Below are 25227 nucleotides of genomic sequence, written 5' to 3' on the forward strand. Positions count from 1 at the left end.
AACGTTTAAGAAAATGCGAATTTGCGCCCTGACTGGCATCATCCCGGCTTTTGCATGAGGGAAAGTCGATGCAGATTGGCTATGTGCGCGTATCAACAAATGACCAAAACACTGCATTACAGCGTGACGCGCTGGAGCGCTCAGGATGTAAGCTGATATTTGAAGATAAAATAAGCGGCAAAACGTCAGATAGACCGGGGCTGAAGAAATTATTAAAAAGCCTGTCTCCAGGGGACACGCTTGTTGTTTGGAAGCTGGATCGGCTTGGACGAAGTATGCGGCACCTGGTTGTACTTGTGGAGGAGTTGCGCCAGCGATCGGTAAATTTCCAAAGCCTGACGGATAGTATTGATACATCAACTCCTATGGGGCGCTTTTTCTTTCATGTTATGGGGGCGCTAGCTGAAATGGAGCGTGAATTGATTGTTGAGAGGACGCGAGCGGGCCTGAAGACTGCCAGAGAGCAGGGGAGGATTGGCGGGCGTCGCCCAAAGCTATCTGATGATCAGTGGGCGCAAGCGGGGCGGTTGATTGCTGCCGGTGAGACTCGCCAGCGGGTTGCCTTGCTTTTTGATGTCGGGATATCGACGTTATACAAAAAATTCCCCGCCACGGTGAGGGTTGAGGCGGGGAAATGAAAGCCAGTAATGCAGTTGTTTAGAACAGGCTTGATGCGGCAGCGCTGATATTATTCAGCGCTGAGTTGGCTGTGTTTTGTAGGTTGCCGAGTAGGTCACTCACTGATGAAGACTGGAGGCTTTCGCGCAGGTCTTCATCTTGCCTTTGAAACGTGATCGTAAACTCTATTTTCTTCGGCTCCCCATACTGGTCAAATTCAGTATCGGTGGTCTGAAGCTGTGTTATCGAATACATGCCATATATCCGCCCGGTGCCGCTGATAAGAGGCCAGGGGCGTCCGGTGTATGCCTGTGTATCGAGCACAGTTAGACTCACCTTACCGCCGGTCACTGATGGGTACAAAACGCCGGATAGTGTGATTTGATCGTCACCCGCGCCAATGTATTGCCACTTTGCCGATCGGTTTATGCGTTCGTTCTTCACATGCCGCCAGGTCTTTGACTGCTGCAACTGTTGGTGGGGAACGGTTTTTAACTCAAAGACGAACATTCCGTAAACCATCATCATTGTTTTGCTCTCCTAATCTTTGTCTCTGAAACTGCTACCAGAGCGGGAACGTTTGTTTAGTTCCGCCCCAACTGCATCAGCCACCATCCGTGCAATGTCGCGGGCGTCGTTGCTGAGATTGCCGTGCATATGAATGTGAATATGCATTTCATCAGGCGCGGTGTTTTGCGCCGGTTTGCTGGCTTGTTTACTGGATTGCCCGCCAATAGCCTGTACTTCAGCCGCCGGTTTAATCGGTGCTGATGCCGCTGCGATAACCGGGCGCGCGCTAAGTTGGGCCAGGTTAGCGCCTGGGGCGGATTGCGCTTCCTGCCATGCGCCGTGGACGGCTAATGCGCGGGGCAGATTTTTAAACACAATATCGCCGGGGCCGATCCGCTTTTTGGTTTCATCCAGCATCCCGCCGGTGTTGTCGGCAATTTTCTGTAACCGCCGTTGCGTTCCTGTATCAGCGGCAATTACTGGTGATGGTGGGGTGGAGGCGGCTGGTTTATCGTCACTTTTTGGTGACCAGTTCCATTCCTTTTTCACCATCTTTTTCTGTTTGTCGTCCCATTCCCACGCTACCGGCTCTTTTGTCAGTGCCTGAGCTTTTGCGTGTGCCGCGTCGATGCCGTCAGGGATGATGTCCAGCTTTTTCAGTATCCAGATGATCATGTTAGCCAGCCCGGTCAGAGGCAGCATTAGTCCCTGAATTGCCAGGCCAAGCACTTTGCCGAACGTCTCCCCAGCGCTTGCGCATTTATCAAGCGTCTCTTTGCTGGTTGTCATTGGTGAAAGCAGGTTGCTGAACCACTGCCACAACTGAGAAACGGCATTTGAGATCACATCAAAGACGGGGGCCAGTCCGGCGAAGGCATCACGGAACGGCGTATGCGCCTGCATTACACCGGCAAAGAAGCCCGCAAAGAAGGCTTTGATCGGCTCCCAGAATCGCCAGATAAGCAACCCTGTGGCAATGAAGGCCGCGCCAATCAGCCCGATCGGGCTTAACAGCAATGACAGTGCACCGCCGAGCACTGAGAGGGCCGAGCTAGCGATCCCCATGATTGCAGGTATACCGGTCAGGCGGAGCAGGAGACTAGAAAGCCCTTTTACAATTCCTCCCAGGGCGGCACCTGGCGAGATAAACGCGGCGGCAAGCAGCCCGCGCAATGGGGCAAGCGCGCCAGCCAGTTTTCCGGCGTTGCCGGTCATGCTACTGAAGACAATGCCCCAGCCACGGACGCCGCCAAGCGGCCCGGATATAACGCCAGACAGGCGGCTGAAAAGTGTCACCGCGCCACCCAGCCCGCTCCCGCTGGTTAGCAGGGCAAAGCCGAGTTGAAGTTTTGCCAGTGGCCCCAGAAGTAAGCCAATAGCCAGGGATGTTGCGCCAATCCCGGCGGTAAGGGCCAGCGCACTCCCGCCAACAGCCAGAAGGGTTTTTGATAGCTGCGGATTCTTATTTGCCCATTCAGTCATCACGCCGATCGTGCCGGTCAGTGCCTGGGTGAGTTTCCGAAGTGCGCCGTCCGCCAGTTCTTCAATCTGGATACGGAATGCTTCCCAGGCGCTATCGAGTTCTTTTAGATCTCCGCCCAGGTTGTCCGCCATTTTTTTTGCGACGGTAGCGGATTCACCGGCAGCGCCCTGAAGTTCTTTTGTGAGCTTTTGTAGCTCTCCCGAACCTGCCGCCTGTACCAGTGTCTGAAGGCCCACAAAGGCCTCTTCACCGGCGATGTTTTTGAAGAAAGATACCTGATCAACCTGCCCGTATTTCTTCGTGGCTTTGAAAAGGTCTAACAGTACCGTTTCCATCGGGCGCATTTTCCCGTTGGCGTCGGCAACCGACACGCCTAGCTCTTTCAGAGCATCAGCTGCGGCTTTTGGTGGTGAAGCAAGGCGGGATAGGCTGGAACGTAATGCTGTACCCGCGTCACTGCCGCGCAGACCGTTATTGGCAAGCATACCCGCCATCGCTGAGGCCTGTTCAAGGCTAATCCCCAGATTAGCCGCCACTGGCCCCGCGTATTTCATTGTGTCGCCCAGGGCGCGCAGGTCGGTATTGGTACGGGTAAAAGCGGCGGTTAACGTATCGCCAACCCTGTCCATCTGATCTGATGACAGCTTGAATTGGGTCAGGATGTTTGAACCGATATCAGCGGATTCACCCAGATCCATGCCACCGGCTAGCGCCATATTCAGAACGCCAGGCAACGCGGCCTGAATTGACTGTGGTGTAAAGCCAGCCATTGCTAAGAAGGCTTGCCCGCTGGCGGCGTCTCGCGTGGTAAATGCGGTTTCAGCGCCAAGTTTTTTGGCCTGGGCGCGGAGGGCGGCAAATTGTTCATCGCCTTTGTCCAGGCGAGTCAGTGCGCCTACGCGCGACATTTCCTCATCAAAACCAACAGCAGGGGCCAGGAAGCGCCCGGCGGCGTAACCCGCCCCCGCGCTTGCGCCAACTGCCATTGCGCCGCCGGTGCGTAATTTGCCCGCTGTGGTGCTCAGTCGGTCGTAACGGGCGCGCGCATTGGTCACGGCGGCAAGTTGTCGCCGTTCTCTCTCAAGCGCCTGGTTGTATTGCTCAGTGCGTCTGATGGCGCTTTGAATTGTGCGATCACCGCCAGCCAGCGAGACGCCGTGCGCGCGCAGTGCCTGGGACGCTTGCTGGAGTTTTGCGGTTTCCTGTGACCGGCTGGCATTCAGGCGATCAAGTTTTGCCGCCAGCGCTGTCATGCGCTCGCGCTGCGCGTCGGTCAGAACGGTGCCGGTCTTCTGGGCTTTATTCAGGCCATCAAAAGCGCGCTGTGTTGTGGTGAGTTGCTGGGCTGTCTTTTTAACGCGCTCATTCAGGCGGTTGAATGCCTGGGATTGCGTTTCCAGATCCTTGATAGAGGACTGTGTCTTTTTGAGGGATTCTGATAAGCCGCCCACTGAGTTACGGGCGGCATTTACCGGGCGGGTTAACTTATCAATCGCACTGAAGGCGACACGGATATTAAGGTCTTTCATCTTCACTGTTTCCGCTTCGGATAGCCGCCCGTTCACGCCAGGCTATCACCTCACTCAGGGACATAGTGAAAACCTCTGAGGGCGGCCAGTTGAAAATAACTGCAATGTCAGCAACCAGATCATCGATCAGGTCAAAGTGGGGTGCGATTACTCGCTCTCCGTCTCCGTCTCGCTCTTCGTGCCAGGCTCCTTCGGTGCCAAAAAAGGCGTTAGCACCTCACAAAGTTCAACAAAGTCAGATGTTTCCATTTCGCTGATTTCTTTGAGCTTCAGGCGTGGGGAGGTGCAGCGGGTTAACAGGGTGCTGATGCTGTCCACGTCCATATTCATGACGTTCACCAGGCGAAGGCCGCGCAGGGTGCCAGCCTGTTTTACTTCGTCAGTAATCGTGACGGTTTTGATATCTTCGTCGCCACGGGAAATCCAGCGGGTCAGTGTTACGGTGTTTTCTTTGGTCATTGTTTTAATCTCCGAGCGGCATCATCACGACGCCGCACCTGTAGTGGTTGTTTGTTACCCCATGCCCAGCGCAGACATCACGCGGGAAGGGTAAATATTTTCGCCGTTGCGTTTGTAGACGAAGTTAAGCAAGTCGATTTCCCATAGGGGTTTATCGTCAATTGACAGCTTGTAGTACGTGTTTTTAATGGCGTAGGTCACGGATGTGTCTTCACCCTGTTTGCTTTCGCCGCCGTCGATTTCAGTGAACTTGCCGCGCATTTCCACATCAACGATCTGGCTCTCGCCAGACGTGTAATACTCCCCGGTAAAGCGGATTAGCGTACCGTCCAGATCGCCGCCGTACTCCAGAAGTAGAGCCTGAACCAGACCGCCAACAACCATCGTTGCATCAAGTGCGCCGCTATCCAGTCCGAGATCGACGGCAACGGAACCAATCATGCCGCCGCCCTGGTAGTCTTCCGTTTTCCGGGTCAGTTTTGGCAGCGTCACAGATGTCACTTTGCCGATATTGTTTACGCTGTTCACGAAGCAGGTGAACAGCCGCAATTTTGCTGGAATCGCCATTTAGTTACTCCCCAGAGACGAAAACGCGCCTTCAAAATATTCATCGGTGAACGTCTGGATCAGCGTTAAATCTTCCATCGGCGGTACTGGCGTATACTTGTAACGGATCGCCACTTTTCCCTGAATCAGGTTTGCGGTCGGGTTGTCCACAATGTCAAACCACGCCTCCGCGCCAAGCAGCTTGCCAGCGGTCACAAGTGCGCTGAGTTTCTTGTTAATTGCACTCACCACGTCTTTCACGTTGGTTGGGGTAAGTGGCCCGTCAACGGTTTCAAACTGTGCCTCTGCGATGGTGTCCGCCAGGATTTGCGCCGTACGGGTGTACACCTCAAAAGTAAATTCATTGGTGTCAGTGGTGCGGTTGCCCCAGAAGCGGAAGCCGTTACGCTTGATGATGGTGGTGATTTCATCGTTGTTCAGCGTCTGGGCGTCGCTGTCTTCAGCCTGGAGCGCCCAGAAAACGTCCTTCGACATGCCAAGCACGTTACTGACGGCGATGTTAGACAGAGAACGATGCCAGCCGTATTGGTTGTCAATAAACGCGCGCAGCCCTACCGCATAGGCTGGGGCGGGAAACTCTTCATTTGCCCCGGACACCTGGTTATAGGCAATGTAGTTAGGCCAGATCAGCATGAGTTCACGTGATGCGAAGGTTTCACGATATTGCCGGGCCTCTGCCAGTGTGTTGCAGCCGTTACAGCCAGCATAAACAAAGGCGCGAAGCTGTTTGGCGATCACGCAAAGCTGTGATGTTACTTCTTCGGTATCGTATTCCGGCACCGCCAGGACGCGCGGGCGATATCCCGTTTTTTGTTCGGCGGTCAGTAGCGCATACATGCCGGTGTAGTTACCGTCAGCATCAGAGCCACCAATAATCAACTGCGACTGTGTTTCCGCCGTTTTCCCTTCCTCCGGCGGTTTAGCCGTGGCAACACGAACAACAATGATTTTCGCGCTTGCCTGGTCTGAAATAGCTTTCAGTGTTTTGTACAACGTCCCTGTTTTCCCTGCCTTGCTGAGCATCGACTGAGGCCGCGTGATAAGCGTTGGGATGTTAAGTGGGAAAGCGTCTTCGTCTGCGTCATCAGCGACGACAATCACGCCAATGACGCTGGAGTCAATGTCGTTAATTACCCTCGTGATGTCGGTTTCTTCTTTGGTGCGAGCACCGTGAAAACGTGTCTCAGACATGTTTGTCACCATTACGTTTTGTTGAGTTCGCCACCATGATTGCTGATTGACGTAACGGCTTCACGCCTTTCTGGTTGTGCTATCTCTCTGACAACTAAAACGAATTCTCCCACGCGCGCCCGCGTGGAATTATTCAGCAAAACGGGAGGGTATATGAGTGTTTCAGTGATCAGCAGTATGATTTCGGGCGCGGCTGGCGGTGTCGATGACATCCTGACGGAGGCGTTAAAAATACCAGCATTCAGCGTCCGGCAAGGCGGGAAGGTGTTAACAGAATTATCAGATCGCGTGATATCCATCAGCCTGACGGACAACCGGGGTTTTGACGCCGATCAGCTGACATTAGAGCTGGATGACACTGATGGAAGCGTTGCTCTTCCGCCGCGTGGCGCTGAGTTGTCTTTCTGGCTGGGGTGGATGGGTGAAGCGCTGGTTTATAAGGGCATCTACACGGTTGATGAAGTGGCGCACGACGGGCCGCCCGACCGTATCACCGTGACCGCCAGAAGTGCAGATTTCAGAGAGGAGTTTAACGTAAAGCGTGAAGTCTCCTGGCATGATGTGACTGTGGAGCGGGTTGTGTCTGCTATCGCAAAACGGTATGACCTGACGCCGCAAATCAGCGATCTGTTGATGGATGTGGAAATTGACCATGCCGATCAGACTCAGGAAAGCGATATGTCATTTCTGACCAGAATGGCGGAAATGTTAGGGGCCATCGCCACGGTAAAAAATGGAAGTCTGCTGTTTATCGTGCCGGGTGGTGGTTTCACTGCATCAGGGAAGGCTATTCCGTCGATTGCCATCACGCGCAGCAGTGGAGACCGGCACCGCTTCCGGGTTGCTGATCGTGACGCTTATACCGGCGTCCGCGCGTACTGGCTTGATCTGAACTACGGGAAAAAGAAAAAGGTTAGCGTTCATCGCCGTGCCACAACGAAAAAAAAGGATAAGAGCAGCAGCAGGGAAGGTGACTACATTGAAGGCGCTGAAGGTAACGTTTTTATTATGCGTAAAACCTTCCAGAATGAAGAAGCCGCCAGGCGCGCAGCGGCGGCAAAGTGGCAGCAGTTACAGCGCGGCGCGGCGGAGTTTTCGATCACCCTGGCGCGCGGGCGTGCGGAGTTGTACCCGGAAATGCATTCGACGGTGACCGGTTTTAAGGCAGATATTGACGCCCAGGACTGGATAATCAGCAAGGTACAGCATGACGTTGATAGCAACGGATTTACTACACAGCTTAACTTTGAAGCAAAAATATCTGACTGGATCGCAGAAACTGAATAGAATGGCGATGAGTTCAACTCCCCAGGGGAGTCACCATTATGTTCAGATGCCCACATTGCGGCGCTACGGCCCGCACACGTACCAGTAAGCCACTAAACGAAGAGCAAACCATATACAGGCAGTATCACCAGTGCCAGAACATGGAATGCGGATTGTCATTCACCACGCTTAACAGCGTTGAAAAGATAGTCACTAAACGTGAGCGCCGCGAAGAGTTATCCCCTGATTTTATCCCTGCCGGTGTTTTTCCTGCCTCGCATTACGGACGCGATCAGCTAAATTTAGCAATATAATGAAGGCCCCGCAGACGCGGGGCTTTTTTTCGATGTGGACGATGTGTGGACATCATATGAAACAAATCCTTTTGTTTCATGAGGTTATGGCGATAAATAAATCACCATCCCTGTCTTCCCCCACATGATGTGGGGGTTTTTTTTGCCCAAAATTTGTCCCTCGGTTATTGCCTGACTGTTTTACTTCATCCGTTATACTAGCGGCATATCCTGGCAGGAGTGTTTATGAATCAAACCTATGGGCGGCTAGTGAGCCGGGCGGCAATCGCGGCAACCGTGATGGCATCGCTGTTACTTTTGATCAAAATTTTCGCGTGGTGGTACACCGGATCGGTCAGTATTCTGGCTGCACTGGTGGATTCTCTGGTGGACATCGCGGCGTCGTTAACCAACCTGTTGGTGGTGCGCTATTCGCTGCAGCCCGCCGATGATGAGCATACGTTCGGACACGGAAAAGCGGAATCGCTGGCGGCGCTGGCGCAAAGCATGTTTATTTCTGGTTCGGCGCTGTTTTTATTCCTGACCGGGATTCAGCATCTCATCCAACCCACACCGATGAAAGATCCGGGCGTTGGGGTGGTTGTCACCATCATTGCGTTAGTGTGTACAATCATTCTGGTCTCGTTTCAGCGCTGGGTAGTGAAGCGTACGCAAAGTCAGGCCGTTCGGGCAGATATGCTTCATTATCAGTCTGATGTTATGATGAACGGTGCGATTCTCATTGCGCTCGGGCTGGCATGGTATGGCTGGCATCGTGCAGATGCCTTGTTTGCGCTCGGGATTGGCATCTATATTTTATATAGCGCATTACGCATGGGGTATGAGGCAGTGCAATCTTTGCTGGATCGCGCTTTACCCGATGAGGAACGTCAGGAAATTATTGATATAGTGACGTCATGGCCTGGAGTCAGCGGCGCTCACGATCTTCGCACGCGGCAGTCAGGGCCGACCCGCTTTATTCAGATTCATTTGGAAATGGAAGATAATCTGCCGCTCGTTCAGGCGCATTTAGTGGCTGAACAGGTTGAGCAGGCAATTTTACGGCGTTTTCCGGGATCGGATGTCATCATTCATCAGGATCCCTGTTCAGTCGTACCCAAGGAAGGCAAGATGTTTGAGCTTTCATAATTCGTTGTAAAAAAAGTGAACCGGGCCAGCATTTTGTGTATAAATTACCACCATTTGGCCTGACCTGAATCAATTCAGCAGGAAGTGATTGTTATACTATCTGCATATTCGTTGGATCGTTTCGATATGCGGAATCGACTTCCGGCAGCAGATTTCATTTTGCATTCCAAAGTTCAGAGGTAGTCATGATTAAGAAAATCGGTGTGTTGACAAGCGGCGGTGATGCGCCGGGCATGAACGCAGCAATCCGTGGTGTTGTACGTGCAGCGTTGACGGAAGGGCTGGAAGTCATGGGGATCCATGATGGCTACCTGGGTTTGTATGAAGACCGTATGGTCCAGCTTGACCGCTACAGCGTGTCCGACATGATCAACCGTGGCGGTACTTTCCTCGGTTCTGCTCGCTTCCCGGAATTCCGTGATGAAAACGTACGTGCGGTGGCGATCGAAAACCTGAAGAAGCGTGGCATCGACGCCCTGGTTGTTATCGGGGGTGACGGTTCTTACATGGGTGCAAAACGCCTGACCGAAATGGGCTTCCCATGCATCGGTCTGCCGGGCACTATCGATAACGATATCAAAGGTACCGACTACACCATCGGTTACTTCACCGCTCTGGGTACCGTTGTCGAAGCGATTGACCGCCTGCGTGATACATCTTCTTCTCACCAGCGCATTTCCATCGTCGAAGTGATGGGCCGCTACTGTGGTGACCTGACCCTGGCGGCTGCAATTGCCGGTGGCTGTGAGTTCGTGGTGGTTCCGGAAGTGGAATTCAGCCGTGACGATTTGGTTACTGAAATCAAAGCGGGCATCGCGAAAGGTAAAAAACACGCAATCGTAGCGATCACTGAACACATGTGTGACGTTGACGAACTGGCGCATTACATTGAGAAAGAAACGGGTCGTGAAACGCGTGCAACCGTACTGGGTCACATCCAGCGTGGTGGTTCCCCGGTTCCTTACGACCGTATCCTGGCATCCCGTATGGGCGCCTATGCCATTGAACTTCTGCTGGAAGGTCACGGCGGTCGCTGCGTAGGTATTCAGAACGAGCAGCTGGTTCACCACGACATCATCGACGCTATCGAAAACATGAAGCGTCCGTTCAAAGGTGACTGGCTGGACTGCGCGAAAAAACTGTACTAATTGCAATTGCCGGATGGCGGCTTGCGCCTTATCCGGCCTACATGATGCAAATCGTAGGCCTGATAAGCGTAGCGCCATCAGGCAAAAACTCGACTCCATATATTCCCCCAAGTTATAGCAAATCTTTTTTTATTCTTTAATGTTTGGATTCCTTTCTGGCACGCTTTGCTCATCACAACACTACCTAAGAGAGCTGGGCGATGAACAAATGGGGCGTAGGGTTAACATTATTGCTGGCATCGACCAGCGTTCTGGCAAAGGATATTCAGTTACTTAACGTATCGTACGATCCAACGCGTGAATTGTACGAGCAGTACAATAAGGCCTTCAGCGCGCACTGGAAGCAGGAAACGGGCGACAACGTTGTGATCCGCCAGTCGCATGGCGGTTCGGGTAAACAGGCGACTTCCGTCATCAACGGTATTGAAGCCGATGTTGTGACGCTGGCACTGGCTTACGACGTGGATGCCATTGCTGAACGTGGCCGTATCGATAAAAACTGGATTAAACGCCTGCCGGATAACTCCGCGCCTTACACCTCCACCATCGTGTTCCTGGTCCGCAAAGGCAATCCCAAACAAATTCATGACTGGAACGATTTAATCAAACCGGGCGTGTCGGTCATTACGCCAAACCCGAAAAGCTCCGGCGGAGCTCGCTGGAACTATCTGGCGGCATGGGGCTATGCCCTGCACCACAACAACAACGATCAGGCCAAGGCACAAGACTTTGTGAAGGCCCTGTATAAAAACGTTGAGGTACTCGATTCTGGCGCACGTGGCTCAACCAATACCTTCGTTGAACGTGGTATCGGTGATGTACTGATTGCCTGGGAAAACGAAGCGCTGTTGGCAACGAACGAGCTGGGCAAAGATAAATTCGAGATAGTGACCCCGAGTGAATCTATTCTCGCGGAGCCGACCGTGTCCGTGGTTGATAAAGTGGTGGAAAAGAAAGATACCAAAGCGGTGGCGGAAGCTTACCTGAAGTATCTCTACTCGCCGGAAGGTCAGGAGATAGCAGCGAAAAACTTCTACCGTCCACGTGATGCAGAAGTCGCGAAGAAATACGAAAATGCATTTCCGAAGCTGAAGCTGTTCACTATCGACGAAGAGTTTGGCGGCTGGACGAAAGCGCAGAAAGAGCACTTCTCTAACGGCGGTACGTTCGACCAAATCAGTAAACGATAAATAAGTCTGTGATTTACCGACCCGGTGGCCTAACGCGACCGGGTTTTTTATTTGTCATGGTTTTGCGTTACTCTTGCCCTTCAATGGGATACAGGAAACGCGTAATGAAAAAAGCAGGCTATCTTTTACTGGCGGTGATTGTGGTCGCCGCCGCTGCAGGTATCGGGTACTGGAAATTCACCGGCAACCCGGACGCATTACGCCAGATCGTTCTTCAGCAATGCCTGCCGCACCAGTTGCAGCAGCAGGACCCCGCACCATGCGCTGAAGTAAAGCCGGATGCCGGATATGTGGTGTTCAAAGACCGTAACGGCCCACTGCAATATCTGTTGATGCCTACCTGGCGGATCAACGGTACGGAAAGTCCGCTGCTGTTGAAATCAGGCACGCCGAACTTTTTCTGGCTGGCCTGGCAGGCGCGTAGCTTTATGAGCCAAAAATACGGCCAGGAAATCCCTGACAAAGCAGTCTCTCTGACCATTAACTCACGTAGCGGGCGTACGCAAAATCACCTGCATATTCATATCTCCTGCCTGCGAACCGATGTCAGAAAGCAGCTGGATGACAACCTGGCGAAAATCAGCACCCGCTGGCTACCATTACCGGGTGGGCTGCGCGGTCATGAATATCTGGCGCGTCGCGTCACGGAAAATGAACTGGCACAACGCAGCCCGTTTATGATGCTGGCGGAAGAGGTGCCGGATGCGCGTGAGCATATGGGCAGCTATGCGTTGGCGATGGTGCGCCAGAGCGACGAATCCTTTGTCCTGCTGGCTACTCAGCGCAATCTGCTGGCTCTGAATCTCGCCTCCGCTGAGGAAATTCAGGATCATCAATGTGATATTCTGCGTTAACCCCACCTAATCTGGCGTTTACTCCGCATGCCTGTCCCCGTATTCTTGTTGAAAAAAACAACAGGAGACAGGCATGTCGCTCTGGCTTACACACCCTCTGTTTATCCCCTCTCTGGTGGTTGGTATCACCATTCTGCTCTGGGCTACGTCGCTGCTGCCGGAGTTTATAACGGCGCTGCTGTTCTTTGCCGTGGCGATGGTCGCCAAAATTGCGCCACCGGATGTGATTTTTGGCGGCTTTGCGTCCTCCGCATTCTGGCTGGTGTTTAGCGGTTTTGTACTGGGTATCGCGATTCGTAAAACGGGGCTGGCGGACAGGGCGGCGAGGGCGCTGTCATCGAGGTTGACTGATTCCTGGCCGTTAATGGTGGCGAGCGTAGTGCTGCTGAGTTACGCGCTGGCATTTGTAATGCCATCCAACATGGGCCGCATTGCGCTGCTGATGCCGATCGTCGCGGCGATGGCGAAACGGGCTGGAATTAACGACGGCACGCGCGCCTGGTATGGTCTGGCACTGGCCGTCGGGTTTGGGACGTTCCAGCTTTCTGCGACGATTTTACCCGCTAACGTACCGAATCTGGTGATGAGCGGCGCGGCGGAAGGCTCTTACGGTATCCACCTCAATTATCTTCCCTATTTGCTGCTGCATACGCCGGTTTTGGGTTGGCTTAAAGGCGCGGTGCTCATTGTGCTTATCTGCTGGTTGTTCCCTGGCAAGCCGCATGCGCCGCGCGATCTCACGCCGCCGGAGCCGATGAGCCGGGATGAAAAACGTCTGGCCTGGATGTTAGCGGTGGTGCTGTTCTTGTGGGTAAGCGAAAGCTGGCACGGCATTGGCCCTGCGTGGACCGGACTGGCGGCGGCGGTTATCACACTGCTACCACGGGTTGGTTTTATCAATGGCGATGAGTTTTCCACTGGGGTAAATATTCGCACCTGTATTTACGTAGCGGGTATTCTGGGTCTGGCGATCACCGTCACCCAGACCGGCATTGGCAGCGCTGTGGGCGAGGCGCTGTTACAGGTGATGCCGCTGGATGCGGAAAAACCGTTTACCAGCTTTCTCGCGCTGACAGGCATTACCACCGCGCTTAATTTTATTATGACAGCGAACGGTGTTCCGGCGTTGTATACCACGCTGGCACAAAGTTTTGCCGATGCGACGGGGTTTCCGCTGCTGTCGGTGATTATGATTCAGGTATTGGGATATTCCACACCGCTGCTGCCGTATCAGGCTTCGCCGATTGTGGTGGCGATGGCGCTTGGGAAAGTGCCTGCGAGGGCGGGGATGTTGCTGTGCATTTCGCTGGCGGCGGCAACGTATTTGATTCTTCTGCCGCTGGATTACGCCTGGTTTACGGTGTTAGGAAAACTGTAGATGTATCAAAATGTTAATTTTATGTTTTGTGAGTGAGTGAATTGTATTATGTGCGGCAATATCGGTTAATGCCCGAGCGCAGATTTGCGCACTGGAAACTCAAGGATTGATTCATGGACAGTTTGACCCCCATCCGCTGTTGGCCTGCCATCATCTCGCTCGTGATTACGCTGACCATCTGGTTTGTTATCCCGTGTCCTCTTGACGTAACCCCCCAAGCGTGGCACCTGCTGGCACTGTTTATTGGTACGATCGCTGCGATTATCGGTAAAGCTATGCCCATTGGCGCAATTGCGATTGTGGCGATTATGCTGGTGGCTATGACTGGCGTTACTAACCCCGGCAAACCCTCCGCGGCGTTGAACGATGCGTTGAGTGGCTTTTCTAACCAGTTAATCTGGCTGATTGGTTTATCCATTATGCTGTCGCAAAGTCTGTTAAAGACTGGCCTGGGAGCGCGTATTGGCTACGGGTTTATTGCGCTATTTGGTAAAAGAACGCTGGGTATTGCGTGGGCATTAACCCTTGCGGAAACGCTAATTGCACCCGTAACGCCAAGCAATACCGCACGTGGCGGCGGCATTATCCACCCGGTAATGCGGGCGATTGCGGAAAGCCTCGGCTCGCAGCCAGGCCATGCCGAGAATGGCTCAACGGGCCGTTATCTCGCGCTGGTGAACTACAACATTAACCCGATCAGCTCGGCAATGTTCATCACCGCGACCGCACCTAACCCGTTAATCGTCAGCTTTTTGACGAAGGGGACGGATGGCGTGCTGAACATGACCTGGGGAATGTGGGCTATTGCGGCGCTTCTTCCCGCTTTGGTATCACTGGTTGTCATGCCGATTGTAATCTGGTGGCTCTATCCGCCAGCTATCACGCGCACGCCAAATGCGCCGCAGTTCGCGCGGCAAAAACTGGATGCGCTGGGTCCACTATCACTGGCAGAAAAAATCACCCTGGCAGTGTTCATTTTGCTGCTCTGCCTGTGGGCGGGTGTTCCAGCGATGCTGATGGGCAGTGCCTGGAGCGTAAACCCCACTAGCGCCGCGTTAATTGGTTTGTCGATTCTATTGATGGCGGGCGTATTGAGCTGGGATGACATTCTTAAATGCCGCGGGGCATGGGATACGATAGTCTGGTTTGCCGCGCTGGTGATGATGGCGGATTTTCTCAGCAAACTGGGGTTGGTGGGATGGCTGGCAACCAGCGTTGGTAGCGCAATCGACCATCTTGGCGTGCACTGGAGTGTTGCAACGCTGCTGTTGATTCTGCTTTATGTCTACTCGCACTACTTTTTCGCCAGCACTACTGCGCATATTACGGCTATGTTCGCTGCGTTTTTCGCCGCAGGATTAGGCCTCGGCGCGCCGCCAGCATTGCTTGGTTTAATGCTCGGTTTCTCCTCCTCCCTGATGATGTCGCTCACGCACTATGGCACGGGTACTGCGCCGATCATCTTTGGTTCGGGCTATGTCACGCTGGCAGAGTGGTGGAAAACGGGGCTGGTGATGAGTGTGGTCAACCTGACCATTTGGGGTGTGACCGGCGCCTTCTGGTGGCACTGGTTGGGATACTGGTAGTTAATACAGCGGGAGGAGTGCTCCTCCCGCCTTAACAACTTAAGCCTGTTTAGCGGCTTCTGCTGCTTTAACGATGACGGCGAAGGCGTCTGCTTTCAGAGAAGCACCACCAACCAGCGCACCGTCGATGTCCGGCTGAGCAAACAGTTCTGCCGCGTTAGCTGCGTTTACAGAACCGCCGTACTGGATGATTACTTGCTCAGCGATTTTCGCGTCAGCTTTAGCAATGTGGTCACGAATAAATTTGTGAACAGCCTGAGCCTGAGCAGGAGTTGCAGATTTACCGGTACCGATAGCCCATACTGGTTCGTAAGCGATAACGACGCCTTCGAATGCTGCCGCGCCCTGAGTTTTCAGAACCGCGTCGATCTGACGTGCACAAACTTCTTCAGTTTTGCCCGCTTCGTTTTCTGCTTCGGTTTCACCGATGCACAGAACTGGAGTCAGACCCTGCTCTTTCAGAACGGCGAATTTTTTAGCGATCAGCTCGTCAGATTCTTTGTGGTAAGTACGACGCTCAGAGTGACCGATAATGATGTACTGTGCGCCGATGTCTTTCAGCATTTCAGCACTTGTTTCACCAGTGAATGCGCCAGACAGGTTCAGGTCAACGTTCTGCGCGCCCAGAATGATGTGGCTACCGGCAGCGGCGTGTTTCGCCAGGTCGATATACATTTCCGGCGGAGCAATCGCTACTGCACAGCCAGCAACGCCAGCCAGTTCTTTACGCAGATTAGCAACCAGTTCGTTTACCATGTGGCGGCTGCCGTTCAGTTTCCAGTTACCCATCACTAAAGGATGTCGCATTTCATTTCTCCACGCTTGTCAGCGAATTAAGGAATATGGCCGCCCCTCAGGGCAGCATGGTCTGTGAAACAGTATAGAGATTCATCCCCCGAAAGGCTTTGCTTTTTGTCATTTCCCCGTCATTCTCCACGTTGCAGGTGCGTTGGCTGTACTCTCTCACCCCAGTCACTTACTGATGTAAGCTCCTGGGGATTCGTTGCGTCGCCGCCTTCCTGAAACGTGAATAATTTAGGGGGAATTCGACCCTTCGAGGTTTTCAGATAGAGCCAGCTTAATCGGTTCAACAGCGAAGGTCAGCCCCTTTTCACCGTTATCTGCCACGACATAGCGAATTGCGCCTTCTGTTTCGGCGTAATAGTGCTTACCTTTGCCTGCGGCGAGCAGTTTTTGTAGCTTTTTCTGGCTCTGTTCCTTCGTCAGTAGCGGTGCGACGGTGCGGATGACGGCGGTCATGTATTCCAGCGCTTTCGCTTTAGCTGCCTTTTGCTCTGGTCCCTGAATTGGTAACCAGGTTATCTGCATGCTTTTGATTTTCAGGGTACCGCGCTCAAGGGCGGAAGACGCATACAGGTTTTCATTGATTTTGCTGGCCGCGCGGGTGAGATTTGCCCGATCGCGACTGCTGTCGATGGCGCGGAACTCATTCAGGATAAGCTTCGGATTCTGTGTATTAAAGTTTTCGCGAAACTGGCTAATCGACAGGTCAAAGGTCGGCGCGCCCGCCAGTAAATAGGGGGCTGTGGTTGCCGTCGATGGCTCTTCCGCCAATGCCGCAGGGCTGGCGGTTAAGGCTGAAAACAATAATAAAAACAGTGTAAATCCGTGCTTCATCAATCGTACCTTTCATTCTCACTGCTCACGATTAAAACGGTAACCGTCGAGCTTGTCAAAAGGGTAAACTGTTCTGGAAGGTAATAATAAAGGAACTTACATGACCATACAGCAGTGGTTATTCTCATTTAAAGGGCGCATCGGGCGCCGTGATTTCTGGATTTGGATTGGCCTATGGATCGTCGGCATGCTGGTTTTGTTTTCGCTGGCGAGCAAACAATTACTCGATATTCAGACCGCGGCTTTTTGTCTGGTGTGTCTGCTATGGCCAACGGCGGCAGTGACGGTAAAACGTCTGCATGACCGTGGGCGTTCTGGAGTGTGGGCGCTGTTGATGATTCTGGCGTGGATGCTGCTGGCCGGAAATTGGGCGATGTTACCCGGCGTCTGGCAATGGGCGGTAGGCCGCTTTGTTCCAACGTTGATTCTGGTCGGCATGCTTATCGATCTGGGTGCGTTCATCGGCACCCAGGACGCAAATAAATATGGTAAGGATACGCAGGACGTAAAGTACAGGGCTGACTCGTAGGCCGGATAAGCGCCATCCGGCAAAATGCCCGGGTGTTAACCGGGCATTGAAACGTTCTTACCAGTAGTGCTCTGCGGTCATATGGCCCGGTCGGCGGCGCAGGTGTTTGGTCATCTGCCGGGTGTCCTTTAGCAACTGCTGGGTATCGCGCACCATCTGCGGGTTTCCGCACAGCATCACATGACAGGTTTCTTTATCCATTGGCAGCCCGACCGCTTTTTCCAGTTCACCGCTTTCAATTAGTGCCGGTACACGCCCGGTCAGCGAATCTGCCACGGTTTCACGACTGACCACCGTCTGGATGCGTAATTTACCTTCGTAGCGCTTTTCCAGGGCCTGCATCAACGGTAGATAGCTCAAATCGGCGGCATAGCGCGCGGCGTGGACCAGCACCAGATTTTTGAAGCGATCCAGGTCTTTGCCTAATTGCAGAATCGACAAATATGGGCCGATAGCCGTGCCGGTTGCCAGCATCCACAGCGTGTCGCAATCGGGGACTTCATCCAGCACGAAGAAACCAGCAGCTTCACTCACCACCTGGACTTCATCGCCAGGCTTCAGTGATGCCAGACGAGGGCTGAGTTTGCCGTCGGGAACCGTCACCAGATAAAACTCTAAATCGGGGTTATCAGGGGCATTGACGTAAGAATAGGCGCGCTGGACGCGTTCGCCGTCGATCTCAAGGCCAAGCTTGGTGAATTGACCTGCAGTGAAAGGAAGAACCGGAGCTCGCACGGTCAAACTAAACAGGGCATCGGTCCAGTTCTGTACCTTCGTGACTTTGCCTGTTACCCAATCTGCCATGGTTCTCTCCTGTCTGCTTTGATTGCCTTATCTTCGTTCGTTGGACGAAAGATTTCCAGCCCATATGGGCTGGAAGGCTCTATTGATCAAATCAATTACAGGATGTGCGCCTGCACATCGGGATCTTTGCGATCGAGGTAGTGAATCGACTGAATGCGGCGGATCGTACGTGATTTACCGCGGATCAGCAGCGTTTCGGTGGTTGCGATATTGCCTTTGCGGCTAATCCCTTCCAGCAAATCGCCTTTGGTGATGCCGGTGGCAGAGAAAATGACGTTGTCGCTACGCGCCATTTCATCGAGGCGCAGCGCTTTGCCCGCTTCAATGCCCATGGCGGCGCAACGAGCCAGTTCCTGTTCGCCAATGCGACGGTTTTCTTCGCTGTCGCCTTTGACGTCATGACGTGCCAGCAAACGGCCCTGCATGTCACCGTCCAGCGCGCGGATAACGGCGGCCGAAACGACGCCTTCCGGTGCGCCGCCAATGCCGTACAGCACGTCAACTTCACTGTCTGGCATGCATGTCAGAATGGAGGCAGCAACGTCACCGTCTGGAATAGCAAAGACGCGCACGCCCAATTTTTGCATTTCGGCGATCGTTTCATCATGGCGTGGCTTGGCCAGAATGGTGACGGTCAGTTCACTCAGCGGCTTATTGAGTGCAGCGGCAACGTTCTGCAGGTTGGCTTCCAGCGACAGGTTCAGGTCGATAGACCCTTTTGCGCCTGGGCCGACAATCAGCTTTTCCATGTACATGTCTGGCGCGTTCAGGAAGCAGCCTTTATCGCCAACAGCCAGTACGGCCAGCGCGTTTGCCTGACCCATTGCCGTCATGCGTGTGCCTTCGATAGGATCGACGGCGATGTCGACCGCATCACCAAGACCGGTCCCGACTTTCTCACCGATAAACAGCATCGGTGCTTCATCGATCTCACCCTCGCCAATCACGATGGTGCCGTCGATATTGACCTGGTTGAGCATAATACGCATGGCGTTTACCGCCGCGCCGTCAGCGGTATTTTTGTCGCCGCGGCCCAGCCATTTATAGCCAGCCAGCGCGGCCGCTTCGGTCACGCGTGAAAATTCAATGGCAAGTTCTCGTCTCATTGCAAACTCGTAGCTGAAAGGAATGGCGCGAAGTGTAGCACAGGGGAGGGGGCGAGATTATTGATGTGTGTGCGGGGTTGCCCCCGCACGAAGATATTGCCGGATAAGGCACAGTTGCCATCCGGCTATGACGTATTACTCGTCGTGATCTTCCCATGCCATGGCGCGTTTGACCGCTTTTTTCCAGCCGCTGTAACGGAAGTTACGTTCGGTGGTTTCGATGCCTGGGCGGAATTCACGCTCGATGACCGCTTTTTCCTGCAGCTCATCCAGATTCTGCCAGAAGCCTACTGCCAGACCGGCCAGGTATGCCGCACCCAATGCGGTGACTTCGCGGACTTCCGGGCGCTCAACGCGCGTGCCGAGAATGTCGGACTGGAACTGCATCAGGAAGTTGTTGGCGACCGCACCGCCATCGACGCGCAGGGCGTGCAGGCGAATACCGGAGTCAGCCTGCATTGCTTCCAGAACATCACGGGTCTGGTATGCAATAGATTCAAGCGTGGCGCGGATGATGTGGTTGGAGTTTACCCCACGGGTCAGACCAAAGATGGCGCCGCGAGCATACGGGTCCCAGTACGGTGCGCCCAGGCCAGTAAATGCCGGAACGACGTACACGCCGTTGGTGTCTTTCACTTTGGTGGCGAAATATTCGGAGTCGAACGCATCGCTGATGAGTTTCATTTCATCACGCAGCCACTGGATAGATGCGCCAGCCATAAATACTGCACCTTCCAGCGCGTAGTTCACTTCCCCGGTCGGTCCGCAAGCGATGGTGGTCAGCAGTCCGTTTTCGGACTTAACGGCTTTCTCGCCGGTGTTCATCAGCATGAAGCAGCCGGTACCGTAAGTGTTTTTCGCCATCCCTTCCTTCACGCACAGCTGGCCAAACAGCGCCGCCTGCTGGTCACCGGCGATACCGGAGATAGGAATACGAATACCGCCTTTACCACCGATGTTGGTCTGGCCGTACACTTCAGAAGAGCGACGAACTTCAGGCAGCATTGCACGCGGAATATCCAGCGCATCCAGCATCGTGTCATCCCAGTCCAGGGAGTGGATGTTGAACAGCATGGTACGTGAGGCGTTGGTGTAATCCGTGACGTGTACACGTCCCTGCGTCATTTTCCAGATAAGCCAGGTATCTACGGTACCGAACAGCAGTTCGCCGCGACGAGCGCGCTCACGCGAGCCTTCTACGTGGTCGAGGATCCACTTCACTTTGGTGCCGGAGAAGTACGGGTCAATGACCAGACCTGTATTATTACGGATGTACTCTTCCATACCGTCGCGCTTGAGCTTTTCGCAGATTTCCGCGGTACGACGACACTGCCACACAATCGCGTTATAGATAGGTTTACCGGTTTCGCGTTCCCAGACAATGGTGGTTTCACGCTGGTTGGTAATACCGATCGCTGCAATTTCATCGGAACTGATATCGGCTTTCGCCAGAACTTCTACCAGCGTGGAGCTTTGGGTCGCCCAAATTTCCATCGGGTCATGTTCTACCCAACCTGCTTTCGGGTAGATTTGCTCGAATTCGCGCTGTGAAACGGCAACGATATTCGCATCGTGGTCCATTACGACCGCGCGGGAGCTGGTGGTGCCCTGGTCGAGCGCAACGATATATTTTTTTTCAGTCATAATTTTTTGTCCCGTAGTCACATTACTGCGAAGCTTTTTGTTGAGTGTTGGCCGCAACGTCTTTTTCTTCAATCGCGCAGACATCGCACGGTAAATGACGACCAATCAGTTTGCGATATGCCCATGCGCCCAAAATCGCGCCGGTAATCGGGCCAAACACCGGAACCAGGAAGTAAGGGATATCGCGACCACCCGTGAAGGCAATCTCACCCCATCCGGCCATCCAGGCGAAGAGTTTCGGTCCGAAGTCACGTGCCGGGTTCATCGCAAAACCTGTCAGCGGACCCATGGAAGCACCAATAACGGCAATCAACAAGCCGATCAGCAGTGGTGCCAGCGGACCACGAGGTACACCGTTACCATCGTCGGTCAGAGCCAGAATCAGCCCCATTAGAATAGCGGTAATGACCATTTCAACCGCGAAGGCCTGCACAAAATTGATATGCGGGTTCGGATAGGTGGAGAAAGTACCTGCCAGACCCAGGCTCTCGGTACTGCCGCGTACGATATGGTTAGTTTGTTCGAAATCGAGGAAAAGATTGTAATAAAGCCCGTAAACCAGTGCCGCTGCGCAAAAGGCGCCGGCAATTTGCGAAATAATAAAAGGAACAACTTTGCGTTTATCAAAACAGGCGAACAGCCAGAGTGCGATGGTTACCGCGGGATTCAGGTGTGCACCAGAAACGCCTGCGGTCAGATAGATAGCCATCGCTACCCCCAGACCCCAGATGACACTGATTTCCCACTGACCGAAAGTAGCCCCAGCCACTTTAAGTGCAGCGACACAGCCCACACCGAAGAAAATCAACAACCCGGTACCGAGGAATTCAGCAATGCACTGGCCTTTTAAGGTTGATGTTTGACTCATAATCGGATCCTGAAGAGAGTTTAATGTTTATTGTGTGCGAGAAGGTCACTGACATCCCCGGAGCCGGTAGGCACACTGTTAATTTATCGTTAACGCGCAAAAACGAGAAATATCGAAATTAAAATGTGTGTACTGCATCAACAAAATGAGCGTTTTCGCGCCATCGTGAGGTATTTGTTATACAAAAATAGTGTGAGCTGAATCATTTCACTGATCAATCTGTTAACACTTAAGAGTTATGACAGTAATGTCACCAGGAGAAAGACTAAAAGTGTTGCAAACCGCAATCTGCGCGGGATGCCGCTGGACAGGGATGACGCGGCTTCATACAATCGGTGTTAAGTAGAGTGCGCTCGTTTTTATTAAGGCGTCGCCGGTTATCGGGACGAGGATTTTTATCCATCAACGCCTTGCAATTCAGGAGAGGTATGACGATGTCATTAGAAGTGTTTGAGAAACTGGAAGCAAAAGTACAGCAGGCGATTGATACCATCACGCTGTTGCAGATGGAAATCGAAGAGCTGAAAGAAAAGAACAACTCACTGTCGCAGGAAGTTCAGACTGCACAGCAGCAGCGTGAAGAACTGGAGCGTGAGAACAACAGCCTGAAAGAACAGCAGAGCGGCTGGCAGGATCGTCTGCATGCCCTGCTGGGTCGTATGGAAGAAGTCTAATTCTGATTTCTTGAAAAAGGCATCCATAATGGATGCCTTTTTGTTATGTAGAGATTAGGATATCGTATTTTTTAAATATCAAAGAATACGATATGACAAAAAGAAACGATATTATTGATGATTCGGATCGACTTATCACCAGCGATATTAGATATGGTCTTATCTATACAGATAATTTAGGATGGATTGATTTAGGCCATGCTAATCCGGCAGGGGCTGAAAAATTATGGTTTGAAATGACAAGGCCTCGTGGTGGTGATAGTGAGTTTTATGAAGTGAATTATCATCAAAGTATGTCCAAAAACATTCATGGCATAAATATCAATACTGGTATATATCGTAGATTTATGGTGCGCCGAGGATTGCAGGAGCGAACCTTACAAGGTATTGCTTTATCAATATTCTTAGGTACGTCACATCGCTTTGAGTCCTTACAGGACTTTTGGCCTTATGTTTATTTAACGGATAGTGGTTATAGTGCTGAAGATTTGGTCTCAAATCTATTTGGTTTTTACCAAGCGGTAAATTATGCAGATTACACCTCTTACCTTCAGATATGCTCGAAAGAAAAGGCTTATCGAATCTGGGACTTCTATGGCCCAGTTGGTGAGTTTAAGAATAAAAGTGTTATTCCGTTACTGTTTCCTGACCCTATCAATAAAGATAAGAGACATGAACCCTATTCGGGTGAATTACCTTTATTTATGGATGTAATAAGACCTATTGCTAATCCTGATTATGTTCGGGAACTCCACATATGAAATCCAGGAGATCAGGTTTTATTATTGTGTTTATGCTTTTTATTGCGCTATTTTATTGTCATTTTATGGTGAGCATCTATACAGAAAAAATCTACACTCAGCAGAATTTATTATTTTATCATCTGCTAACACCGAAACCTCTTAAACAGGCTCCAAGGATATCTAACGACTGGTTTTTTGTAAGCTATGCAGATGATGGTAGTCATCTTCAACGCAGTGAGATAATTTTTACCGAGATACAAAAGAGTGGCATTCAGATAGCTGAGGATAAATTAAATGCTTATATCGAAACTTATCCTGTCAGTCGTGAGACGATGAGTATCGTTGTCGAAGAAAAATATAAAAAGTATGATATTAAAGTCATTCATTACGAATCAAATGAATGAAAAAAAGGCCATCAAATTTGCTGATGGCCTTTTTCGCTTACTCGATATCGAGCGGGTCTTCGGAGAGGATTATCCCGGTGTTATCGGCGTACAGGTGGTCGCCGGAGAAGAACGTCACGCCGCCAAAGTTGACGCGCACATCGCTTTCCCCAATGCCTTCACCGGAAGCGCCTACCGGAATTGCGGCAATCGCCTGAATGCCGATATCCAGTTCTTCCAGATCGTCTACCTGGCGTACTGAGCCGTAGATGACCAGACCTTCCCATTCATTCTGTACGGCCAGCCGCGCCAGTTCGGCATCGACCAGCGCACGACGAACAGAACCGCCGCCATCGACCAGCAGAATGCGACCACGGCCGTTTTGTTCGAGCAGATCGTACAGCAACCCGTTGTCCTCGAAACATTTTACCGTGATGATTTGTCCGCCAAACGACGACCGTCCTCCAAAGTTAGAGAACAGCGGTTCCACGACGTTGACATCTTCCTGATAGATGTCACAAAGCTCGGATGTATCGTATTTCATAGGCTTAACGTTCAGTTGCTGCGAGAATTTTTAGTATATCGCGCTATGTGTACTGTTGGCAAAATCATCAATTGTTAATTGATATTTGTCAGTTAAAGAGACCACTGACTTAAGAAAATTCCAACGACAAACAGCAGGTTAGTTAACAATGCCGCTTTTACGGTGCGTTCCAGCATCGGACGCATTGCAGCCGGGTCCATCTCGCGCATTACATAACGAGCCTGTTTGATCAGCAGCGGAGCGGCGAGGATAAACAGCCATCCCCACAGGCTTTGCAGTGAGAACAGGTTGAACAGTGCCAGACAGACCAGCGTGCCCATCAGCAGACAGGCGTGGTAGCGGCGGGCATTGACAGCGCCTAAACGCACGACCAGCGTGTTCTTGCCGTTTTCTCTGTCGCTGTTGATATCGCGCAGGTTGTTGACGTTGAGCACGGCGGTTGCCAGCAGGCCGCAGGCGGTGGCAGGCAGAATCAGCGCTGGAATCAACGTATGCGCCTGCAGATACCAACTTCCCATTACGCTGAGCCAGCCGAAGAATACCAGCACAGAAATATCGCCCAGGCCGATATATCCGTAAGGGCGATTACCCACGGTGTAGGTGATCGCGGCGATAATCGACAGACCGCCGAGCACCAGGAAACCGACAAAATCCGCCAGCGTGTGACAGGCTACAGCAACCAGGGCTAGCCCGGACAGACAGATCAGCACCACGGTGACGATCAGCGCGCGCTTCATCTGCTGTTGGGTGATGACCCCTTTTTGCATACCGCGCAGCGGTCCAATACGGTCGGGTTTGTCGCTGCCTTTAACGGCATCGCCATAGTCGTTAGCGAGATTGGACAGAATTTGCAGCAGTCCTGCCGTAATCAATGCCAGCAGAGCAACCAGCGGATCGAAGTATCCTTGCCACCATGCTAATGCCGTACCGACGATGATCGCCGCGAAGGCGAGCGGTAAGGTCTTAGGTCGTAAACTTTCCAGCCAGGCTTGTGAGCGGCTAATTTGTTGTTGTTCAGTCATATTTAGCGCCAATAAAAATGGGGCTTTATCAGCCCCATCAACAGTGATGAA

At 52.5% G+C, this 25227-nt stretch carries 27 protein-coding genes; 13 read left to right on the forward strand and 14 right to left on the reverse strand.

Annotated features, from left to right (window positions below):
• Window positions 1-68: 68 nt before the first annotated feature.
• Entirely contained in the window at window positions 69-638 is a 570-nt protein-coding gene (locus tag OGY09_RS00310; protein ID WP_286589739.1) for a recombinase family protein, read from the forward strand.
• 19 nt (window positions 639-657) lie between these two features.
• On the opposite strand, the gene OGY09_RS00315 is transcribed toward OGY09_RS00310, so the two are convergent.
• Genes OGY09_RS00315 through OGY09_RS00340 form a run of 6 tightly spaced genes read right to left on the reverse strand, consistent with a single transcriptional unit; the run spans window position 658 to window position 6357 of the window.
• On the reverse strand, window positions 658-1146 hold the full coding sequence (locus OGY09_RS00315; protein ID WP_032174450.1) for a phage tail protein: 489 nt from the start codon (window positions 1144-1146) through the stop codon (window positions 658-660).
• Window positions 1147-1158: 12 nt separating this feature from the next.
• The gene (locus tag OGY09_RS00320) at window positions 1159-4140 is read right to left on the reverse strand and encodes a phage tail tape measure protein (protein WP_286589742.1); all 2982 of its coding nucleotides are present in this window, start codon (window positions 4138-4140) and stop codon (window positions 1159-1161) included.
• Window positions 4127-4288: a GpE family phage tail protein gene (locus tag OGY09_RS00325; RefSeq protein ID WP_032174462.1), complete on the reverse strand. Its 162-nt coding sequence runs from the start codon at window positions 4286-4288 to the stop codon at window positions 4127-4129. Before OGY09_RS00325 ends, OGY09_RS00320 begins: the two co-directional genes overlap by 14 nt.
• A complete protein-coding gene (locus OGY09_RS00330) occupies window positions 4288-4599 on the reverse strand; it encodes a phage tail assembly protein (RefSeq protein ID WP_032174452.1) in 312 nt (103 codons plus the stop codon). The genes OGY09_RS00325 and OGY09_RS00330 overlap by 1 nt, the downstream gene beginning before the upstream one ends.
• A gap of 54 nt (window positions 4600-4653) precedes the next feature.
• Window positions 4654-5166, reverse strand: a complete 513-nt coding sequence (locus OGY09_RS00335) for a phage major tail tube protein (protein ID WP_032174453.1) — start codon at window positions 5164-5166, stop codon at window positions 4654-4656.
• Window positions 5167-6357 carry a phage tail sheath subtilisin-like domain-containing protein gene (locus OGY09_RS00340; RefSeq protein WP_286589745.1) on the reverse strand — a complete coding sequence of 397 codons (1191 nt, stop codon included), beginning with the start codon at window positions 6355-6357 and terminating at the stop codon, window positions 5167-5169.
• 177 nt (window positions 6358-6534) lie between these two features.
• On the opposite strand from OGY09_RS00340, the gene OGY09_RS00345 reads away from it, so the two are divergent.
• From OGY09_RS00345 to OGY09_RS00380, 8 genes are all read left to right on the forward strand, one after another.
• Entirely contained in the window at window positions 6535-7644 is a 1110-nt protein-coding gene (locus tag OGY09_RS00345; protein WP_032174464.1) for a phage late control D family protein, read from the forward strand.
• 38 nt (window positions 7645-7682) lie between these two features.
• Window positions 7683-7937, forward strand: a complete 255-nt coding sequence (locus OGY09_RS00350; RefSeq protein ID WP_032174455.1) for an Ogr/Delta-like zinc finger protein — start codon at window positions 7683-7685, stop codon at window positions 7935-7937.
• 225 nt (window positions 7938-8162) lie between these two features.
• The gene (gene fieF, locus OGY09_RS00355; RefSeq protein ID WP_003825216.1) at window positions 8163-9065 is read left to right on the forward strand and encodes a CDF family cation-efflux transporter FieF; all 903 of its coding nucleotides are present in this window, start codon (window positions 8163-8165) and stop codon (window positions 9063-9065) included.
• A 185-nt stretch (window positions 9066-9250) separates the two neighbouring features.
• Window positions 9251-10213 (forward strand): 6-phosphofructokinase, encoded by a 963-nt coding sequence (gene pfkA, locus OGY09_RS00360; protein WP_003825214.1) that lies wholly within the window; start codon window positions 9251-9253, stop codon window positions 10211-10213.
• 200 nt (window positions 10214-10413) lie between these two features.
• Entirely contained in the window at window positions 10414-11403 is a 990-nt protein-coding gene (gene sbp / locus OGY09_RS00365; protein WP_032945592.1) for a sulfate/thiosulfate ABC transporter substrate-binding protein Sbp, read from the forward strand.
• A gap of 104 nt (window positions 11404-11507) precedes the next feature.
• On the forward strand, window positions 11508-12257 hold the full coding sequence (locus tag OGY09_RS00370; RefSeq protein WP_020996109.1) for a CDP-diacylglycerol diphosphatase: 750 nt from the start codon (window positions 11508-11510) through the stop codon (window positions 12255-12257).
• Window positions 12258-12330: 73 nt separating this feature from the next.
• Window positions 12331-13635, forward strand: coding sequence for an SLC13 family permease (locus tag OGY09_RS00375; RefSeq protein ID WP_032945593.1), 1305 nt, complete (start codon window positions 12331-12333; stop codon window positions 13633-13635).
• Between the two features lie 113 nt (window positions 13636-13748).
• Entirely contained in the window at window positions 13749-15221 is a 1473-nt protein-coding gene (locus OGY09_RS00380) for a DASS family sodium-coupled anion symporter (protein WP_275399180.1), read from the forward strand.
• Window positions 15222-15260: 39 nt separating this feature from the next.
• Here the strand turns inward: OGY09_RS00380 and tpiA are convergent, their stop codons facing one another.
• Window positions 15261-16028 (reverse strand): triose-phosphate isomerase, encoded by a 768-nt coding sequence (tpiA, locus tag OGY09_RS00385; protein ID WP_003028783.1) that lies wholly within the window; start codon window positions 16026-16028, stop codon window positions 15261-15263.
• 228 nt (window positions 16029-16256) lie between these two features.
• Window positions 16257-16859, reverse strand: a complete 603-nt coding sequence (locus tag OGY09_RS00390; RefSeq protein WP_032945595.1) for a YiiQ family protein — start codon at window positions 16857-16859, stop codon at window positions 16257-16259.
• Window positions 16860-16959: 100 nt separating this feature from the next.
• Here OGY09_RS00390 and OGY09_RS00395 point away from each other — a divergent pair, with 100 nt between their 5' ends.
• Window positions 16960-17388, forward strand: a complete 429-nt coding sequence (locus tag OGY09_RS00395; RefSeq protein ID WP_032945597.1) for a DUF805 domain-containing protein — start codon at window positions 16960-16962, stop codon at window positions 17386-17388.
• Between the two features lie 57 nt (window positions 17389-17445).
• On the opposite strand, the gene fpr is transcribed toward OGY09_RS00395, so the two are convergent.
• The 4 genes from fpr to OGY09_RS00415 all read right to left on the reverse strand — a co-directional run bounded on the left by fpr (window position 17446) and on the right by OGY09_RS00415 (window position 21810).
• Complete coding sequence (fpr, locus tag OGY09_RS00400) at window positions 17446-18192, reverse strand: ferredoxin--NADP(+) reductase (RefSeq protein ID WP_032945599.1); 747 nt, start codon at window positions 18190-18192, stop codon at window positions 17446-17448.
• 95 nt (window positions 18193-18287) lie between these two features.
• On the reverse strand, window positions 18288-19298 hold the full coding sequence (gene glpX / locus OGY09_RS00405) for a class II fructose-bisphosphatase (protein WP_008787030.1): 1011 nt from the start codon (window positions 19296-19298) through the stop codon (window positions 18288-18290).
• Between the two features lie 135 nt (window positions 19299-19433).
• A complete protein-coding gene (gene glpK, locus OGY09_RS00410; RefSeq protein ID WP_032945601.1) occupies window positions 19434-20942 on the reverse strand; it encodes a glycerol kinase GlpK in 1509 nt (502 codons plus the stop codon).
• Between the two features lie 22 nt (window positions 20943-20964).
• Window positions 20965-21810: an MIP/aquaporin family protein gene (locus tag OGY09_RS00415; RefSeq protein ID WP_008787032.1), complete on the reverse strand. Its 846-nt coding sequence runs from the start codon at window positions 21808-21810 to the stop codon at window positions 20965-20967.
• 428 nt (window positions 21811-22238) lie between these two features.
• On the opposite strand from OGY09_RS00415, the gene zapB reads away from it, so the two are divergent.
• From zapB to OGY09_RS00430, 3 genes are all read left to right on the forward strand, one after another.
• Complete coding sequence (zapB, locus tag OGY09_RS00420) at window positions 22239-22484, forward strand: septal ring assembly protein ZapB (protein WP_095533156.1); 246 nt, start codon at window positions 22239-22241, stop codon at window positions 22482-22484.
• Window positions 22485-22576: 92 nt separating this feature from the next.
• A complete protein-coding gene (locus OGY09_RS00425) occupies window positions 22577-23245 on the forward strand; it encodes a hypothetical protein (RefSeq protein WP_032945663.1) in 669 nt (222 codons plus the stop codon).
• Window positions 23242-23631 (forward strand): hypothetical protein, encoded by a 390-nt coding sequence (locus tag OGY09_RS00430; RefSeq protein WP_032945603.1) that lies wholly within the window; start codon window positions 23242-23244, stop codon window positions 23629-23631. The genes OGY09_RS00425 and OGY09_RS00430 overlap by 4 nt, the downstream gene beginning before the upstream one ends.
• Window positions 23632-23668: 37 nt before the next feature.
• Here OGY09_RS00430 and rraA read toward each other — a convergent pair whose 3' ends face one another.
• Both rraA and menA read right to left on the reverse strand, forming a co-directional pair.
• Complete coding sequence (gene rraA, locus OGY09_RS00435) at window positions 23669-24154, reverse strand: ribonuclease E activity regulator RraA (RefSeq protein ID WP_008787034.1); 486 nt, start codon at window positions 24152-24154, stop codon at window positions 23669-23671.
• A gap of 92 nt (window positions 24155-24246) precedes the next feature.
• A complete protein-coding gene (menA, locus tag OGY09_RS00440) occupies window positions 24247-25176 on the reverse strand; it encodes a 1,4-dihydroxy-2-naphthoate polyprenyltransferase (RefSeq protein WP_003825185.1) in 930 nt (309 codons plus the stop codon).
• Window positions 25177-25227 lie beyond the last annotated feature (51 nt).

It is taken from the genome of Citrobacter sp. Cpo071 (genome assembly GCF_030332765.1).
Classification (GTDB): domain Bacteria; phylum Pseudomonadota; class Gammaproteobacteria; order Enterobacterales; family Enterobacteriaceae; genus Citrobacter; species Citrobacter portucalensis.

Excerpts from the sequence above, each read along its gene's own strand:
- OGY09_RS00415 (WP_008787032.1), bottom strand. The coding sequence starts at position 21,810 with ATGAGTCAAACATCAACCTTAAAAGGCCAGTGCATTGCTGAATTCCTC.
- OGY09_RS00345 (WP_032174464.1), top strand. The coding sequence starts at position 6,535 with ATGATTTCGGGCGCGGCTGGCGGTGTCGATGACATCCTGACGGAGGCG.
- OGY09_RS00380 (WP_275399180.1), top strand. The coding sequence starts at position 13,749 with ATGGACAGTTTGACCCCCATCCGCTGTTGGCCTGCCATCATCTCGCTC.
- OGY09_RS00395 (WP_032945597.1), top strand. The coding sequence starts at position 16,960 with ATGACCATACAGCAGTGGTTATTCTCATTTAAAGGGCGCATCGGGCGC.
- OGY09_RS00390 (WP_032945595.1), bottom strand. The coding sequence starts at position 16,859 with ATGAAGCACGGATTTACACTGTTTTTATTATTGTTTTCAGCCTTAACC.
- sbp (WP_032945592.1), top strand. The coding sequence starts at position 10,414 with ATGAACAAATGGGGCGTAGGGTTAACATTATTGCTGGCATCGACCAGC.
- OGY09_RS00370 (WP_020996109.1), top strand. The coding sequence starts at position 11,508 with ATGAAAAAAGCAGGCTATCTTTTACTGGCGGTGATTGTGGTCGCCGCC.
- OGY09_RS00350 (WP_032174455.1), top strand. The coding sequence starts at position 7,683 with ATGTTCAGATGCCCACATTGCGGCGCTACGGCCCGCACACGTACCAGT.
- OGY09_RS00375 (WP_032945593.1), top strand. The coding sequence starts at position 12,331 with ATGTCGCTCTGGCTTACACACCCTCTGTTTATCCCCTCTCTGGTGGTT.
- OGY09_RS00315 (WP_032174450.1), bottom strand. The coding sequence starts at position 1,146 with ATGATGATGGTTTACGGAATGTTCGTCTTTGAGTTAAAAACCGTTCCC.
- OGY09_RS00340 (WP_286589745.1), bottom strand. The coding sequence starts at position 6,357 with ATGTCTGAGACACGTTTTCACGGTGCTCGCACCAAAGAAGAAACCGAC.
- OGY09_RS00430 (WP_032945603.1), top strand. The coding sequence starts at position 23,242 with ATGAAATCCAGGAGATCAGGTTTTATTATTGTGTTTATGCTTTTTATT.
- menA (WP_003825185.1), bottom strand. The coding sequence starts at position 25,176 with ATGACTGAACAACAACAAATTAGCCGCTCACAAGCCTGGCTGGAAAGT.
- OGY09_RS00335 (WP_032174453.1), bottom strand. The coding sequence starts at position 5,166 with ATGGCGATTCCAGCAAAATTGCGGCTGTTCACCTGCTTCGTGAACAGC.
- OGY09_RS00330 (WP_032174452.1), bottom strand. The coding sequence starts at position 4,599 with ATGACCAAAGAAAACACCGTAACACTGACCCGCTGGATTTCCCGTGGC.
- tpiA (WP_003028783.1), bottom strand. The coding sequence starts at position 16,028 with ATGCGACATCCTTTAGTGATGGGTAACTGGAAACTGAACGGCAGCCGC.
- glpK (WP_032945601.1), bottom strand. The coding sequence starts at position 20,942 with ATGACTGAAAAAAAATATATCGTTGCGCTCGACCAGGGCACCACCAGC.
- OGY09_RS00425 (WP_032945663.1), top strand. The coding sequence starts at position 22,577 with ATGACAAAAAGAAACGATATTATTGATGATTCGGATCGACTTATCACC.
- pfkA (WP_003825214.1), top strand. The coding sequence starts at position 9,251 with ATGATTAAGAAAATCGGTGTGTTGACAAGCGGCGGTGATGCGCCGGGC.
- OGY09_RS00310 (WP_286589739.1), top strand. The coding sequence starts at position 69 with ATGCAGATTGGCTATGTGCGCGTATCAACAAATGACCAAAACACTGCA.
- OGY09_RS00320 (WP_286589742.1), bottom strand. The coding sequence starts at position 4,140 with ATGAAAGACCTTAATATCCGTGTCGCCTTCAGTGCGATTGATAAGTTA.
- rraA (WP_008787034.1), bottom strand. The coding sequence starts at position 24,154 with ATGAAATACGATACATCCGAGCTTTGTGACATCTATCAGGAAGATGTC.
- glpX (WP_008787030.1), bottom strand. The coding sequence starts at position 19,298 with ATGAGACGAGAACTTGCCATTGAATTTTCACGCGTGACCGAAGCGGCC.
- zapB (WP_095533156.1), top strand. The coding sequence starts at position 22,239 with ATGACGATGTCATTAGAAGTGTTTGAGAAACTGGAAGCAAAAGTACAG.
- fpr (WP_032945599.1), bottom strand. The coding sequence starts at position 18,192 with ATGGCAGATTGGGTAACAGGCAAAGTCACGAAGGTACAGAACTGGACC.
- fieF (WP_003825216.1), top strand. The coding sequence starts at position 8,163 with ATGAATCAAACCTATGGGCGGCTAGTGAGCCGGGCGGCAATCGCGGCA.